Below are 14,874 nucleotides of genomic sequence, written 5' to 3' on the forward strand. Positions count from 1 at the left end.
CACCGGGCCGACCTCTGTCCGTCATCTACCTGTCGGTGCTGCCCGCTAGGGTCATCCGACGCCGTCCTGTACGCCCCCGCGACCCCACAAAGGCAGATGGATCCAGCTACGAGCACCGACGTCGTCGTCACCGCGCGCCCGAACCCGACCGCGGTCGAGCGGTTCACCGGGCTGACCAAGGCGGAGCGCAAGGCGCTGCCGTCCCGGGTGCGGCAGGTCGCGTCCTGGTCCCGGCAGGCGTCGTCGGCGACCCGCGCTCGGGCCGAGATCGAGCAGGAGGCGGCGGAGGCGGTCGACCACTACCGGGCGAGCGCGGCCGAGCTGAAGCGCGCGGCGCAGGTGGCCTGGCGCAGCATCGCCCTGGACCGGAGCGACGGGCCGCGCCTGGCCGCGATCGCGCGGCGTCACGCGCTCGAGCCGGTCGAGGAGATCACCCAGGAGCTCGTCGACTCGCTCGCCTCCGCCGCGGACGACGTGGCGAAGGCCAAGAAGGCTTCCGGTGCGCGTCGCCTGCTGGTGCGCGGGAGCCGCCGCGAGGAGGCCGAGCTGGCCGGCAGACAGGTGCTCGAGCTGCACCAACGCGCGAGCGAGATCCATGCGCCCGAGCGGCTCGACCAGCTGACCAGGCTCCCGGCCCGGCGCCGGGTACGCATCCGCGAGGCGCTGCTGCCGAGCGTCGGTCTCCTCGAGGCGCTCTCCGACCTGGGCTCGGAGGCGGTGCTGGCTCCGCGCAAGGGCGTCCTCGTGCTGCGCAACGAGGGCGAGGCGCTCAACGAGGCCAGGCGCTCCGAGGAGCCCGCGCGGCGAGCCGCGACCGACGCGGCCAACGCGGTCAGGAGCGCGGACACCGACACGGCGGTCAGGTCGCTGCCGGTCGACGAACTCGCCGATCTCGTACGTGTCGAACCCCTCCTCGAGGCTGGGATCACTACCGTCCACGAGGTCATCCATCCCGCCTCTGACCTGCGACAGCTCCCCGGCGTCGGGCCGGCCACCGCGATGCGGATGCAGGAGGCGGCGCAGGCGCTGTGGCAGCGCACCTACGACGAGATGCCGCTCGCGATCGACCACGAGCGTCGCACCCCGGCGGCCACCAGGCTGCTCGCGCGGCTGGCGGAGTGGGAGGCCGGGCGGCGTACGAAGGACGCGGGGGCGGAGCTCGCCCTGGTCCAGTCGCTGCGCCCGCTGACCCGGTCGCTCGACAGTGGCGCGAGGTTCCACCTGATCCTGGCCAACGCGGCCAGTCTCGACGACTTCCAGGGCGCGCTCCGGGCGATCGCTCACCGGGCCGAGATGGCTCGCCGGGTGCGTCCGGGCAACCGGCCGGCCGATCCGTGGGAGGACTTCGAGAAGCGGCCTGCCGACTACTACGCGATGCTCTCCGAGCTCGGCTTCCTCACCGAGGACGAGGACAAGATCCACGGTGACCTGTCGGCGGAGATCATCGAGGCGGTGCGGGCCCAGGAGCTGCGCACCAACAACCTGACCGCGTCGCTGCGCGGCTACCAGCACTTCGGCGTCCGCTTCGCGCTGGTGCAGATGAAGGTGATCATCGGCGACGAGATGGGGCTCGGCAAGACGCTCCAGTCGCTGGCCGTGCTCGCTCATCTGCACGCGATGGGCGCGTCCCACACGCTGGTCGTCTGTCCGGCCGCCGTGGTCACCAACTGGGTGCGCGAGACCGACTCGAAGACGACCCTGGTCCCCCACCGTCTCCACGGCAACCGCCGCCTGAAGGCCGCCAAGATCTGGGTCGAGCAGGGCGGCGTCGCGGTGACCACCTACGAGACGCTCAACGCGATCCAGCCGTTCCTCGACCAGGTCAAGGTCGCCTGCGTCGTGGTCGACGAGGCGCACATGATCAAGTCTCCGCGCACCCAGCGCACCGAACGCGTACGCCGGGTGTTGGACGCCTGCGACCGCGCCATCCTGCTCACCGGTACGCCGATGGAGAACCGGATCGACGAGTTCCGCAACCTGGTCTCCTATCTCCGCCCCGACCTGCTGCTCTCCGCCGACGAGTTCAACCCCCACCGGTTCCGCAAGCAGGTCGCCCCGGTCTACCTGCGCCGCAACCAGGAGGACGTGCTCACCGAGCTGCCCGACCTCGTCGAGGTCGAGGACTGGCTGCCCCTCTCCGTCTCCGACGAGAGGGCGTACGCCGATTGTGTCCGCGACGGCAACTTCATGGCCATGCGCCAGGCCGCCATGCTCCAAGGCACCTCGTCGGCGAAGGTCGAGCGGCTGGTCGAGATCGTCGGCGAGGCCGAGGAGAACGGCCGCCGCGTGATCGTGTTCTCCCACTTCAGGAAGGTCCTCGACGACCTGGTCACGCTCCTGCCGGGCGAGGTCTTCGGCCCGCTCACCGGGTCCGTTCCCGCCGAGGAGCGCCAGCAGATGGTCGACGAGTTCTCGGCCGCCGGGCATGGTGCCGTGCTGGTCACCCAGATCGTGGCCGGCGGCGTCGGCCTCAACATCCAGTCGGCCAGCGTCGTCGTCATCTGCGAGCCGCAGCTCAAGCCGACCATCGAGTGGCAGGCCATCGCCCGCGCCCGCCGGATGGGCCAGCTCCAGTCCGTCCAGGTCCACCGCTTGCTCTCCGAGGTCGGCGTCGACCAGCGCATCCACGACATCCTCGCCGCCAAGGCCGAGCTCTTCGACGACTTCGCCCGGGTCAGCGCCACCGCCGCCAGCAGCCCCGAAGCGTACGAGACCTCGCATCCCGACGACGCCGTCACCGCCTTCGCCACCGAAGCCTCCGACGCCGAGATCGCCCGTGACGTCGTCGCGACCGAACGCCAGCGTCTAGGCGTCTGACCCCAGCCGAATCCGTAGTTGTGGAGGCCGAGTCCTCAGTTCTGGGCGCCGAATCGTCAGTTATGGCGAGCGAGTCGGTAGTTCTGGCGTTTGCAGAACTACCGACTCGATGTCCAGAAGTGCGGTTTCGGCGCCCAGAACTGCAGATTCGGCGAGGGTGAAGGTCAGTCGGAGTCGTTGCCGAGGTCGCCCTGGAACCAGTCGGCGGCGTGGCGGGCGCGCTCGAGGCAGTCGTCGAGGTCGTCGCCGTAGACGTTGACATGGCCGACCTTGCGACCCGGGCGCATCTCCTTGCCGTAGAGGTGGACGCGGAGGTGGGGGTCGCGGGCCATGGCGTGCGGGTAGCCGTCGTAGAGGCGGCCGACGTTCTCCCGGGTCGAGCCGAGGATGTTGACCATCACCGACCACTTCGCGCGGGGAGCGGGAGATCCCAGGGGCAGGTCCATGACCGCGCGCAGATGGTTCTCGAACTGCGAGGTGACGGCGCCGTCCTGGGTCCAGTGGCCGGTGTTGTGGGGGCGCATGGCGAGCTCGTTGACGAGCAGCCGGCCGTCGACGGTCTCGAACATCTCGACCGCCAGGATGCCGACGACGCCGAGCTCACCCGCGATGCGCAGCGCGATCTGCTCGCCCTGGACAGCGAGCTCGGGCGAGAGGTCGGGCGCCGGAGCGATGACCTCCTTGCAGACGCCGTTCTCCTGGTAGGTGTGCACTACCGGGTACGCAGCGGCCTGGCCGCTCGGCGAACGGGCGACGATCGCGGAGAGCTCCCGGCGGAAGTCGACGAGCTCCTCGGCCAGGACCTGGACCCCTGCCTCCTCGGCGACGCGGAGCGGCTCGGCGACATCAGCGACGTGGCGTACGACCCAGACGCCCTTGCCGTCGTAGCCGCCACGGGTGGTCTTGAGGACGCACGGGAAACCGAACGCCTCGACCTCAGCCGCGGACGACACGATGGCGTTGCGCGGGCACGGGATGCCGAGCTCGGTCAGCCGCGCGCGCATGATGCCCTTGTCCTGGGCGTGCACGAGAGCGTCCGGGCCGGGGCGGACCGCTACCCCGGCGGCCGCGAGCGCGTGCAGGTGCTCGGTCGGGACGTGCTCGTGGTCGAACGTGACCACCTCACATCCCTCGGTGGCCTTCTTCAACGTGTCCAGGTCGCGGTAGTCGCCGACCAGCTGGTCGGGGATCACCTGAGCGGCCGACACACCCTCGCCCTCGGCGAGAAGCCGGAGCGGGAGGCCGAGCGCGATTGCGGGCTGAGCCATCATGCGGGCCAGCTGGCCGCCGCCGATGATCGCAAGTGTCGGTGCGAGGGTCACGACGACAGGGTAATGAGACTCCCCCGCCGGGGCCGATTTCGCGGATCCCCCTCACGCAATCCGCGAAACCCGACCCCCGGCAGGTGAACGAAGGTCAGGCCTTCTCGAAGCGCAGTCCCTTGCCGCGCAAGGTGGTGATCAGATGGGGCTTCCGGGGGTCGTCGCCCAGCTTGCGACGCACCCATCCCAGGTGTACGTCGATGGTCTTCGACGAGGTGTAGAAGGTCGCGTTCCACACGTCCCTCATCAACTCGTCACGGGAGACGACGTTGCCAGCCCTCTTGATCAGGGCGTGAACCAGGTCGAACTCCTTGCGAGAGAGCGTCAGCTCCTCATCGTTCCGCCATGCTCGCCGGGTCTCCGGGTCGAGCTTGATCTCCTGTACCTCGATCATGAGACCGACATTAGGGAGGTAAAGAGCCCTTGGCAAAGGATTGCACGATATTGCCACTGACATTTTCATGCCAGGGTGCAACGAATTGGGCATGACAAACGTGCGCCCCCGAATGGCGCACTCAACCATGCCCACGAAGGGCCTGCCGGGTAAAGCAATCAGAGCCCGGCGTTGATCGACTGTTAACTACAACGGAATGTGAACAAATCCGCGAAGTCGCAGGTCAGCGACACCCTCGAAGGTCACGATTCAGACACGGCGGACTGCGACGGGCTCTACGATTCCGAAGCCTCGCACCGGTCGAGCGGCCAGTCGCCGGGTCTCGAACTCGTCCTCGGGCATCGTCCCGGCGGTCGCCTCGTCGACGATGATCCGGTTGCGCCGAGCGACGGCGGTCAGCCGCGCGGCCATGTTCACTGGCGGCCCGAAGACATCCCCGAGACGCGAGACGACATTGCCGGAGGCGAGCCCGACACGTACGTCCGGCATCCGGGGGTCCCGGCCGATCACGTTGATGATGCCCTCGGCGGTGCCGTAGGCCTGGAGCGGGTCGTCGTTGACGAACAGCACCGAGTCACCGAGCGACTTGATGATCCGGCCGCCCCAGGTCGCCACCACGTCGGCACACCGCGACTCGAAGAGCTCGACCAGGTCGCCGATCTTCTCCTCGGTCAGCGTGTTCGACAACGCGGTGAACGAGACGATGTCGGCGAACCCGACCGTCTGCCAGACCGTGCCCAGCTGCTCCTCAGGGCCGGCGACCGACGCCTCTGCCCGAGCGAGCGCGGCGCGGGTGTGCCGGCGCCAGGCGAAGATCATCATCTCCTCGAACGCGCTCTCGAACTGCTCCGAGACCGAGACCGCCGCCTTCAGCAGCTCGGCGGGCGTCCGGTTGTCCTCGTTCTGGGTCTCGACATGGTGCAGCAGGGCGGAGACCTCGTAGTCGGACAGCCGCGCCATCGACTGCCCGATGCCCCGGGTCAGGTTGACGACCAGGTCGAAGCTGACCAGCCCGTTGCCGGCGATCTCGTTGGCCTTGGCCAGGGCCTGCACGTCCGCCTCGTCGAAGAACGCCTCGTCATCCCCGATCTCCGGGAAGCCGAGCGCACGCCACAGACGCTTCGCCTGGTCCAGGCTCACGCCGACCTTCTCGGCGACCTCCGCCGAGGTCAGGTTGACGGGTTGCTTCGATTTCGCCACGAACAGATCATGCCATCCGGCTCGTCACGACCGCCGTCACGACCGCGGACGGAGCCGGGCGTGGATGACGTCGCCCGCACCGACCACCCGCGACCCGTCGTCGGTCGCGATGACCAGGCGGCCGAAGTCGTCGATCTCGGTGGCCACGCCCTCCCAGACCTCCCCGCCCGGCAGCTCGGCGCGTACCTGCTCACCGACGGTCACCGACAGCTCCCGATAGCGGCGGGCGAGCTCGGCGGGGTCCGAGCCCCAGATCTCGTACGCAGCCCCCAGCTCCTCCAGCAGCGCGGCAAGCATCTCGGTGCGGTCGACGGGCGCGCCGCTCTCCAGCTCCAGCGAGGTGGCGGTCTCGATCGGCAGCTCCTCGCGCGTCAGCGAGGTGTTGAGCCCGAACCCGATCACGGCGGCCGCCCCCTCGGGCCCGTCGATCCGCTCGATCAGGATCCCGCAGACCTTGCGACCCTCGATGAGTACGTCGTTGGGCCACTTCAGCCCGGCTGCGTACCCCTTCTCCCGCAGCACCGATGCGACCGCGACACCGGTCATCAGCGGGAGCCATGGCCACCGCTCGACCGGGATCGAGGGCGAGGGCCGCAGCAGCGCGGAGACGGCCAGCGCCGAGCGCGCCGGGGTGGTCCAGCCCCGGTCGAGGCGTCCTCGGCCGGCGGTCTGGTGCTCGGTGGTGATCACCAGGCCGGGCGCCTCGCCCGAGCGCGCGCGCTCGGCCAGTACGGCATTGGTCGAGGGCGTCTCGTCGAGGACCTCGACGCGCCATCCCCCGGGCAACTCATCGAGCCGGGAACGGTCTAGTGACGGGCGTCGCATCGCGGAAGGAGGCACGGGGATTAGATTGGCCCCCGCACCGCACGAAGTCCAAAGGAGCAACGTGAGCGCCGAATCGACCAACGAGCCAGTCATCGATCTGCACACGACTGCCGGGAAGCTGGCCGAGCTGGAGCGTCGTCTTGACGAGGCTGTCCATGCTGGTTCCGCCAAGGCGGTGGAGAAGCAGCATGCGAAGGGTCGTCAGACCGCCCGGGAGCGGATCGAGATGCTGCTCGATGAGGGCTCGTTCCAGGAGGTCGATGAGCTGGCCCGGCACCGGTCGACCGCGTTCGGGCTGGAGAAGAACCGCCCGTTCGGGGATGGGGTGGTGACCGGGTACGGCACCATCGACGGCCGCCAGGTGTGTGTCTTCTCCCAGGACTTCACCGTCTTCGGTGGGTCGCTGGGGGAGGTCTATGGCGAGAAGATCACCAAGATCATGGACCTGGCCATCAAGACCGGGTCCCCGCTGATCGGGATCAACGAGGGCGCCGGCGCCCGCATCCAAGAAGGCGTGGTCTCGCTGGGGTTGTATGGGGAGATCTTCAAACGCAACGTCCACGCTTCGGGGGTGATCCCGCAGATCAGCCTGATCATGGGCAACTGTGCCGGCGGGCATGTCTACTCCCCCGCGGTCACCGACTTCACCATCATGGTCGACAAGACCTCCGGCATGTTCATCACCGGCCCCGACGTGATCAAGACCGTCACCGGTGAGGACATCACCATGGAAGAGCTCGGCGGCGCCTTGGCGCACAACTCCAAGTCCGGGGTGGCCCACTACATGGGCGCTGATGAGGCCGACGCCATCGACTACGTCAAAGCGTTGCTGTCCTACCTGCCCTCGAACAACATGGAAGAGCCGCCCGCGTTCGAGGAGGTCGCGGATCTGGAGATCACCGGGCTGGACCGGGAGCTGGACACCTTCATCCCCGATGGCGGGAACCAGCCCTACGACATGCACGAGGTCATCTCCCATGTTGTCGATGATGAGGAGTTCCTCGAGGTCCAGCCGCTGTGGGCACCCAACATCATCATCGGCTACGCCCGCATCGAGGGCCGCCCGGTCGGGATCGTGGCCAACCAGCCGATGCAGTTCGCCGGCTGCCTCGACATCGACGCGAGTGAGAAGGCCGCCCGGTTCGTGCGTACCTGCGACGCCTTCAACGTCCCGGTGATCACTTTCGTCGACGTGCCCGGGTTCCTGCCCGGCACCGACCAGGAACACAACGGCATCATCCGCCGCGGCGCGAAGCTGATCTACGCCTACGCCGAGGCCACCGTCCCCCTGGTCACCATCATCACCCGCAAGGCCTACGGCGGCGCCTATGACGTGATGGGCTCCAAACACCTCGGCGCCGACATCAACCTGGCCTGGCCCACCGCCCAGATCGCGGTCATGGGCGCCCAAGGCGCCGCCAACATCATCCACCGCCGCACCCTGGCCGACCTGGAAGCCTCCGGCGTGAGCACCGACGAGGTCGAAGCCAAACGCGCCCAACTCATCGACGAGTACGAGACCACCCTGGCCAACCCCTACATCGCCGCCGAACGCGGCTACATCGACGCCGTCATCCCACCCCACGAAACCCGCGCCGAAGTCACCCGCGCACTACGTCTGCTCCGCACCAAACGCGAGACCCTGCCCGCGAAGAAGCATGGCAACATCCCGCTCTGAGTCGGCCCCGAAGCGAAGCGAGGGGCCGGCGAAGAGCGGATAAAGCCGAGTCGGCGCAAACGGACCGCAGCGAAGCGAAGCGAGCGAGGACCGGATTGCGCCGACTCGGCGGGCTCCCAACCCGAACCCCGCCCAACCCGAATCAAGAAACCGAAAGGTGGTCACGGAATGACCGACAACCAGGAGCAGAAGCCCCTGCTCAAGGTCATCGACCACAACGCCACCCCCGAAGAGATCGCCGCGATCGTGGCCGTCTTCGCCGCCCTAGGATCAGCGGACGAGGCCCCGAAGAAGAAGCCCCGCTCTCTCTGGGCCACCCCGCAGCTGCGTACCCCCGTACACCCCGGCCCCGGCGCCTGGCGCGCAAGCGGCCTGCCTCGCTGACGAGGACCGCAATGTCATGATCGCTCCGTGATCACGTTCTCTCGGCGATATCTCCTGGTCACCCTGGCATGGCTGGTGACCCGGGGATGGGTGGTGATCCTCTACGGCTTCCCGGCCGCGGCGGAGGGCTCGTTCTCCTGGTGGGGCGCCGAGTGGGGCGTGGTGGGCGACGTGAACTACTACCGCGACAGCCTCGACGCACTGGCCACAGACGGGGTCGCGGGGACGCTGGTCGAGTATCCGGTGCCGGCGCTGCTGCTGCTCTGGATCCCGTACGCCGCGATCGGCCTGCTCAACCTGGGCGGCGAGGCGTACATCATTGCCGTGCTGGCGATGGCGGCGCTGACCGATCTGCTCTTCATGGTGCTGCTCGTCCGCAACCGCCGCGGGACGCACCCGAGGTTCGGGATCTCCGCCGCGGAGGCGTTGTGGCTGGTCGCCGTCCCGGCACTGGGGGCGACGGCGTACGCCCGCTTCGATCTCTTCCCCGGGATCATGGTGGGCCTGGCGGTGCTCTACGCGGCCAGGAGACCGAAGGTGGCCGCGGCGTTCGCGGCCTTCGCGACCGGCGCGAAGTACTGGCCGATCCTGGTCATCCCGGCCCTCGCCGCGAATCGCACCACCCGCCGCGGGGTCATCCTGACCGTGGCCGGCACCGGCATCGCCCTGGCCGGGCTGAGTCTTGTCCTCGGGGGCTGGGACCGGCTCTGGACACCGCTGAACTACCAGAGCGAGCGGGGTCTGCAGATCGAGTCGGTCTTCGCGACCCCGGCGATGTACGAGTGGGGCCACGGCGGTCCGGAGCGCGGCTACGCCATCGACTACACCGAGTGGAAGGCGTACGACATCAGCGGGCCGCTGGTCGAGCCGCTGCTCCTCGCGGCGACGATCGCGTCCGTGGTCGCCGGGGCGCTGGTCTTCGTCTGGTGGGTGCTGGCCTGGCGGCGTCTCCCCCGCGGTGAGCGGACCGAGGAGACGATCGTGTGGCTGGTACTCGCGACCGTGGCCGCGTTCCTGGTGACCAACAAGGTGCTCAGCCCGCAGTACATGCTCTGGCTGCTCCCCGCCGCCTCCGCCGGTCTGGTCCTGCTCCGCGGCAGGGCTCGCCGTCAGCTCGGGATCTGGTCGGTCGTGCTGGTCGTGGTGACGCTGCTGACCCACGAGATCTTCCCGCGGATGTACGGCTACATGCTCACCTTCAACGACATCGGCTCACCGTGGATCACCGAGGTGCTGGCCTGGCGCAACGGCCTGCTGGTGCTTCTCTTCCTCTACGCCGCGTGGCGCACGACCCGGTTGCTGGCCGCCCTCCCCGAGCGGGGGCGGCCAGCAACCGAGGGTCAGGAGAGGCAGACCTTGGCGACGTCGCCCTGAGCCGAGTAGATCGTGACCGGCTCCTCGGCGAACACCGGCCGGCAGGCCGCCGGGGTGAGCTCGTGCACGGTGACCCCGTCGTAGAACCCGTGGTCCTCGCAGTTCTCGTAGTTCACGAAGACCTCCCCGGGCTCGCCTCCGTCGCGGAAGATCCGCAGGATGACGTACGCCGTGACCGGCTGCCCCGCGGCACAGTTCTGCGGCGTGTTGGGGCCGGAACGGGCCGGCGCGCTGCGGATCGCCTCCACGAGCCCGGCGGCCTCGGCGCCGGTGATCTCTCGCGAACCGGTCAGCGATGCCGAGGACGGCTCGTACTCGCAGATCGCGATCGACTCCGGGGCATCGCCCTCCAGCGGCGAGGTCGCGGGGTCGGTCTTCGGCCGCACCGGGTCACCCTCGGCCAGCGGCGAGGCGGTCTCGCAACCGTAGGGGTCCTTCGCGACGGTCCTCAGGGACCCCTTGATCTCCTGGTTGACCCGCTCGTCACCCGGCCCGGTCAGAATCGTGGCGTACGCGTCGTCCCCGACCTGGACCCGGGTCAGCAGCCAGCCCTCGTGCTCCCAGGAACCGGTCTGGAGGCTGGCGCCCTTGCCCGGCTTCTCGATCAGGACGTACGGCTGCCACAGCGCGAACGGCACCTTGCCGAACTGCGGCGGGAAGTCGCGGTCGCTGGTCTCGTTGCAGGCGATGGCCGGCACCGGCTGGTTGGTGATGTTCGCGACGTAGGGAGTCCGCGGCACGGTGTCCCACTGGTCGCCGGGCTTCGCGATGCACTCCGGCAGCGCCGGCGCCGTGGCGTCGGCCCACTCCTGGGGCACCTGGAAGGCGATGTCGTAGCGGACCGCCCAGCGGTTACCGTCCGCGGGCGCGGGCAGGTCGTCGCGACGGCGCTCGATGTAGGTGTCCTCCGGCGCGGCGCCCTTCTGCGCGTCGAGCGCCTCGGGCGCGTCAGCGGCACCATCTTCGTCGCCAGCGGTGTCGCTCGCGGCAGTGCTCTCGCCAGCGCCGCCGGTGGGCTGCAGGTTGGCCACCACGCCACCCAGACCGACGACGGCCAGCACCGCGGCGGCAGCGGCCAGGATCCAGGTGGTCCGTCGGCGTACGGGTGCCTTCTCCTCGGTCGTGGTCTGGTCCGTCTTGTCGGAGACGTCAGCCGGCCCCGACGCATCAGAGGCCCCGGGGATCGCGAGCTTCCGCGGCTCGAAACCGTCGGCCGCACGGGCCAGGGCGGCCCGGAAGGCCCGCTCCTCGCGCTCGAAGTCACTCATTGTCAACCCCCTCGTTCCCTCTCCGCTCATCAGAGCCTTGCTCGTTCAACCGCTGCCTCAGCTTGGCCAGCGCCCGGTGCACATGTGAGCGAGCGGTCGCCTCGGCGCAGTCGAGCACCGTCGCTATCTGCGCGAACGACAGGTCCTCGTAGAACCGGAGGACCACCGCCGCTCGCTGGTTGGACGGGAGCGTCTGCACCAGCTCCCACGCCTCGTCCGCGTCTCGCTCCTCGGGGCCGGGCTCATGGCTGGTCGCCATCGGCTCGACGTCCTCGACCAGTACCAGCCGGCGCCGCTTGCGCCAGCCGCTGATCGACCCGTTGACGATGCTCCTCTTCACGTACGCCTCCGCCGTCCCGGACGCCGCCAGCGACTCCCACCGCGGCAGCGCACGGGCCAGGGCGTCCTGCACCAGGTCAGGAGCGTCGGAGTTGTTGCCGGTCACCAGATAGGCGAACCGCTGTAGCGCGGGCCCCCTCGAGGCCACCCAGGCCCCGAAGTCCGGATCCCTCTCCTGCTCTTCGGCATCCACGGACACCTCCTCTGGCACGTTCACACCCCTCCTACGCGAAGTCTGTCGTGTTCGTTGCGTGTAGCGGGGAATTGAGTTGCCCCAAGACGTCCCGGTCCTAAGGTTGGCCGGGTGACCCGTGAAGTAGACGCCCGCACCGACCGCTATGTCGAGGAGCTCTGCGCCCTCGACCCGCTGACCGCGACGTACGTCGGTGTCGCCGGCCACGACACGGAGCTCCCCGACCTCTCCCCCGACGGGATGCAGGCGGTGGAGGAGCTCAACCGTGCTGCCTACGCCGACGTGGCCGCGATCAAGCCGGTCGACGAGCGTGAGCAGGTCGCCAAGGATGCGTTCCTGGAGCGGGTCGGGCTCGACATCGAGTTCGCCGATGCACAGCTGGACCGGAAGTTCGTCTCCGTCATCACCAGCGGCATCCACAACCTGCGCGAGGTCTTCGACCTGATGCCGACCGGCACCGAGGACGACTGGGCCGCGATCGGCGCCCGGCTGGCCGGGATGCCGGACGCGGTCTCGGGCTACACCGCGACCCTCCGGGACGAGGCCGCGGCCGGACGGGTCTCGGCGACGGCTCAGTACGAGAAGGTCGCCGACCAGATCCTGAGCTGGACCGGGCAGAAGGGGGCCGGCGACTTCTTCACCGGTCTGGTCTCACGTGCCCCCGACGCCGTTCCTGCCTCCCTGCGCGCCGAGCTGGAGGCCTCGGCGGTGAAGGCCAACGAGGCGTTCGCCGAGTTCGGGCGCTTCATGGCCGCCGACCTGGTGCCCAACGGGCTCCCGAAGGAGGCCGTTGGGCGCGACCACTACCAGCTCTCCTCCCGGCGCTACCTAGGTGTACCCGGCCATGAGGTTGGTAGCAGAGGCGCGTTGTCGTTGACGTAGGTAGAGCCCCCGAGTGGGGTGTGGCTTGTCGAAGGCCCACATCCACCCGGGAGGCTCTGTGTCCCACCGTAACGCCCGTCTGACCGTCCACGGCCGCATGCTGATCGTTCAACGCGATCAGGCCGGCTGGAAGCAGGCCCACATCGCTGCCGCGATGGGGGTCTCCCGCAAGTGTGTGCGGACCTGGATCGAGCGCTATGCCGCCGAAGGCGAGGCCGGTCTGGAGACACGTTCGTCGCGGCCGCACCGTATGCCTACGCGCACCAGCCCCGAGGTCGAGCAGAAGGTCCTCGCAGCACGAGCTGAGCACCGCGAGGGCCAGGACGTGCTCGGTCCCAGGGTCGGGGTTCCGCCCCGGACCGTGGCACGGATCCTGCGGCGCCACGGCGTGCCCTACCTGCGCGAGTGCGACCCGATGACCGGTGAAGTGATCCGGTCCTCGAAGCAGACCGCACAACGCTACGAGCGCGAACGGCCCGGCGAGCTGGTCCACATGGACGTCAAGAAGCTCGGCAAGATCCCCGACGGCGGGGGCTGGCGGGCCCAAGGACAGACACGCGAGAACCACCAGTCCCGCGTCGACAAGAAGCCCATCGGCTACGACTACGTGCACTCACTCGTCGACGACCACTCGCGGCTGGCCTATTCAGAGATCCTTCCCGACGAGAAGGGCGAGACCTGCGCGGCGTTCCTGGAGCGGGCCGCGGCCTACTTCGCCGCCAAGGGCATCACCCGGCTCGAGCGGGTGATGACCGACAACGCCTTCGCCTACCGGTACTCCAACGACGTCAAGCGCGTGTGCGCTGCGCTGGGCGCGAAGCAGAAGTTCATTAAGCCCCACTGCCCATGGCAGAACGGGAAGGTGGAGCGCCTCAACCGCACGCTGGCCACCGAGTGGGCCTACCGCCAGACCTACACCAGCAACGCCGCCCGAGCAGCCGCCCTTGCACCCTGGCTCGAGCACTACAACACTGTGCGCCACCACAGCTCACTCGGACGCCTGCCACCGATCAGCCGCCTGTGACCAACGTGGTGGCCGGGTACACCTAGGCGCCGAGATCGACCTCGAAGAGACGTACGCCTGGGGTTGGGAGGAGCTCAAGCGACTCTCCGACGACATGGAGGCCACCGCTGACCGGATCCTGCCTGGCGCGAGCGTCGTCGAGGCGGCGGCCCATCTCGACAAGGACCCCGCGCGGCAGCTGACCTCCACCGCAGCGCTCAAGGAGTGGATGCAGACCGCCGCCGACCGCGCCATCGCGGAGCTGGCCGACGTGCACTTCGACATCCCCGAGCCGGTCCGGCGGATCGAGTGCATGATCGCGCCGACCACCGACGGCGGGATCTACTACACCGGTCCCTCCGAGGACTTCTCCAGGCCCGGCCGGATGTGGTGGTCGGTGCCCGAGTCGGTCACCTCGTTCGGCACCTGGCGCGAGCTGACCACCGTCTACCACGAGGGCGTACCGGGCCATCACCTCCAAGTCGCCCAGACCGCCTACCGCGCCGAGCTGCTCAACCGCTGGCAGCGGCTGATGTGCTGGGTCTCGGGCCACGGCGAGGGGTGGGCGCTCTACGCCGAGCGCCTCATGGACGATCTCGGCTACCTCGACGACCCCGGTGACCGTCTCGGCATGCTCGACGGGCAGTCGTTCCGGGCCGCGCGAGTGATCATCGACATCGGCATGCACCTGGAGCTGACGATCCCGGAGGACAACCCGTTCGGCTTCCACCCCGGCGAGGTGTGGACGCCCGAGCTCGGCCGAGAGTTCATCGGGCAGCACTGCCTGATGGAGGACGCCTTCCTCGACTTCGAGGTCGCCCGTTACCTCGGCTGGCCGGGCCAGGCTCCGTCCTACAAGGTCGGTGAGCGAATCTGGCTCCAGGCTCGCGAGGACGCGCGCGCTCGTGCCGGCGCTGCCTTCGACATGAAGGCGTTCCACCGGGCGGCGCTCGACCTTGGCTCGCTGGGCCTCGATCCTCTTCGGGCGGCGCTTGGGCGGCTGTAACTTTACTGGCGTCATTGTCGTCTGCGGACTGTTCAACGGGGCTGGTCTTGGGCCGCCGACCCGTTCTTTGAGGGTGTTCTCGACCTGGCCCGGAGTCAAGGACGGCCTGCGGCCGCCGGCTACGCCGGCCGCTTCGCGGTCCTTGACACCGGACCATGTCGAGAAAAAGAGTTGGCTGGCTATCGGGGC

General features: G+C 68.9%; 13 protein-coding genes. 7 read left to right on the plus strand and 6 right to left on the minus strand.

Annotation, left to right across the window (positions count from 1 at the left end; genetic code table 11):
- Nucleotides 1-96: 96 nt before the first annotated feature.
- Nucleotides 97-2,817, plus strand: coding sequence for a DEAD/DEAH box helicase (locus tag ACW14X_RS09015; protein ID WP_457165372.1), 2,721 nt, complete (start codon nucleotides 97-99; stop codon nucleotides 2,815-2,817).
- Nucleotides 2,818-2,981: 164 nt separating this feature from the next.
- Here ACW14X_RS09015 and ACW14X_RS09020 read toward each other — a convergent pair whose 3' ends face one another.
- The 4 genes from ACW14X_RS09020 to ACW14X_RS09035 all read right to left on the minus strand — a co-directional run bounded on the left by ACW14X_RS09020 (nucleotide 2,982) and on the right by ACW14X_RS09035 (nucleotide 6,519).
- The gene (locus tag ACW14X_RS09020; RefSeq protein ID WP_457165373.1) at nucleotides 2,982-4,139 is read right to left on the minus strand and encodes a 5-(carboxyamino)imidazole ribonucleotide synthase; all 1,158 of its coding nucleotides are present in this window, start codon (nucleotides 4,137-4,139) and stop codon (nucleotides 2,982-2,984) included.
- Nucleotides 4,140-4,233: 94 nt separating this feature from the next.
- Nucleotides 4,234-4,533 carry a winged helix-turn-helix domain-containing protein gene (locus ACW14X_RS09025; protein ID WP_229788189.1) on the minus strand — a complete coding sequence of 100 codons (300 nt, stop codon included), beginning with the start codon at nucleotides 4,531-4,533 and terminating at the stop codon, nucleotides 4,234-4,236.
- 249 nt (nucleotides 4,534-4,782) lie between these two features.
- Complete coding sequence (locus ACW14X_RS09030) at nucleotides 4,783-5,733, minus strand: adenylate/guanylate cyclase domain-containing protein (RefSeq protein WP_160025114.1); 951 nt, start codon at nucleotides 5,731-5,733, stop codon at nucleotides 4,783-4,785.
- Between the two features lie 36 nt (nucleotides 5,734-5,769).
- Nucleotides 5,770-6,519 carry a biotin--[acetyl-CoA-carboxylase] ligase gene (locus ACW14X_RS09035; protein WP_457165374.1) on the minus strand — a complete coding sequence of 250 codons (750 nt, stop codon included), beginning with the start codon at nucleotides 6,517-6,519 and terminating at the stop codon, nucleotides 5,770-5,772.
- A 100-nt stretch (nucleotides 6,520-6,619) separates the two neighbouring features.
- Between ACW14X_RS09035 and ACW14X_RS09040 the strand changes: the two genes are divergently transcribed.
- The 3 genes from ACW14X_RS09040 to ACW14X_RS09050 all read left to right on the plus strand — a co-directional run bounded on the left by ACW14X_RS09040 (nucleotide 6,620) and on the right by ACW14X_RS09050 (nucleotide 9,994).
- Entirely contained in the window at nucleotides 6,620-8,236 is a 1,617-nt protein-coding gene (locus tag ACW14X_RS09040) for an acyl-CoA carboxylase subunit beta (protein ID WP_457165375.1), read from the plus strand.
- 168 nt (nucleotides 8,237-8,404) lie between these two features.
- Nucleotides 8,405-8,620 carry an acyl-CoA carboxylase subunit epsilon gene (locus ACW14X_RS09045; RefSeq protein WP_457165376.1) on the plus strand — a complete coding sequence of 72 codons (216 nt, stop codon included), beginning with the start codon at nucleotides 8,405-8,407 and terminating at the stop codon, nucleotides 8,618-8,620.
- A 27-nt stretch (nucleotides 8,621-8,647) separates the two neighbouring features.
- A complete protein-coding gene (locus tag ACW14X_RS09050) occupies nucleotides 8,648-9,994 on the plus strand; it encodes a glycosyltransferase 87 family protein (RefSeq protein ID WP_457165377.1) in 1,347 nt (448 codons plus the stop codon).
- On the opposite strand, the gene ACW14X_RS09055 is transcribed toward ACW14X_RS09050, so the two are convergent.
- Together ACW14X_RS09055 and ACW14X_RS09060 are read right to left on the minus strand one after the other, a co-directional pair.
- Nucleotides 9,961-11,262, minus strand: a complete 1,302-nt coding sequence (locus tag ACW14X_RS09055; protein WP_457165378.1) for a hypothetical protein — start codon at nucleotides 11,260-11,262, stop codon at nucleotides 9,961-9,963. The two genes, ACW14X_RS09050 and ACW14X_RS09055, sit on opposite strands and share 34 nt — an antisense overlap.
- The gene (locus tag ACW14X_RS09060; protein ID WP_201451120.1) at nucleotides 11,255-11,794 is read right to left on the minus strand and encodes a SigE family RNA polymerase sigma factor; all 540 of its coding nucleotides are present in this window, start codon (nucleotides 11,792-11,794) and stop codon (nucleotides 11,255-11,257) included. Before ACW14X_RS09060 ends, ACW14X_RS09055 begins: the two co-directional genes overlap by 8 nt.
- Nucleotides 11,795-11,905: 111 nt before the next feature.
- On the opposite strand from ACW14X_RS09060, the gene ACW14X_RS09065 reads away from it, so the two are divergent.
- Genes ACW14X_RS09065 through ACW14X_RS09075 form a run of 3 tightly spaced genes read left to right on the plus strand, consistent with a single transcriptional unit; the run spans nucleotide 11,906 to nucleotide 14,685 of the window.
- A complete protein-coding gene (locus tag ACW14X_RS09065) occupies nucleotides 11,906-12,676 on the plus strand; it encodes a DUF885 family protein (protein ID WP_457165379.1) in 771 nt (256 codons plus the stop codon).
- A gap of 58 nt (nucleotides 12,677-12,734) precedes the next feature.
- Entirely contained in the window at nucleotides 12,735-13,700 is a 966-nt protein-coding gene (locus ACW14X_RS09070; protein ID WP_457162611.1) for an IS481 family transposase, read from the plus strand.
- On the plus strand, nucleotides 13,621-14,685 hold the full coding sequence (locus tag ACW14X_RS09075) for a DUF885 domain-containing protein (protein ID WP_457165380.1): 1,065 nt from the start codon (nucleotides 13,621-13,623) through the stop codon (nucleotides 14,683-14,685). Before ACW14X_RS09070 ends, ACW14X_RS09075 begins: the two co-directional genes overlap by 80 nt.
- Nucleotides 14,686-14,874: the final 189 nt, after the last annotated feature.

It is taken from the genome of Nocardioides sp. YJ-D4 (genome assembly GCF_054031495.1).

Coding starts and splice junctions, on each gene's coding strand:
- ACW14X_RS09045 (WP_457165376.1), top strand. CDS start 8,405: ATGACCGACAACCAGGAGCAGAAGCCCCTGCTCAAGGTCATCGACCAC.
- ACW14X_RS09025 (WP_229788189.1), bottom strand. CDS start 4,533: ATGATCGAGGTACAGGAGATCAAGCTCGACCCGGAGACCCGGCGAGCA.
- ACW14X_RS09055 (WP_457165378.1), bottom strand. CDS start 11,262: ATGAGTGACTTCGAGCGCGAGGAGCGGGCCTTCCGGGCCGCCCTGGCC.
- ACW14X_RS09015 (WP_457165372.1), top strand. CDS start 97: ATGGATCCAGCTACGAGCACCGACGTCGTCGTCACCGCGCGCCCGAAC.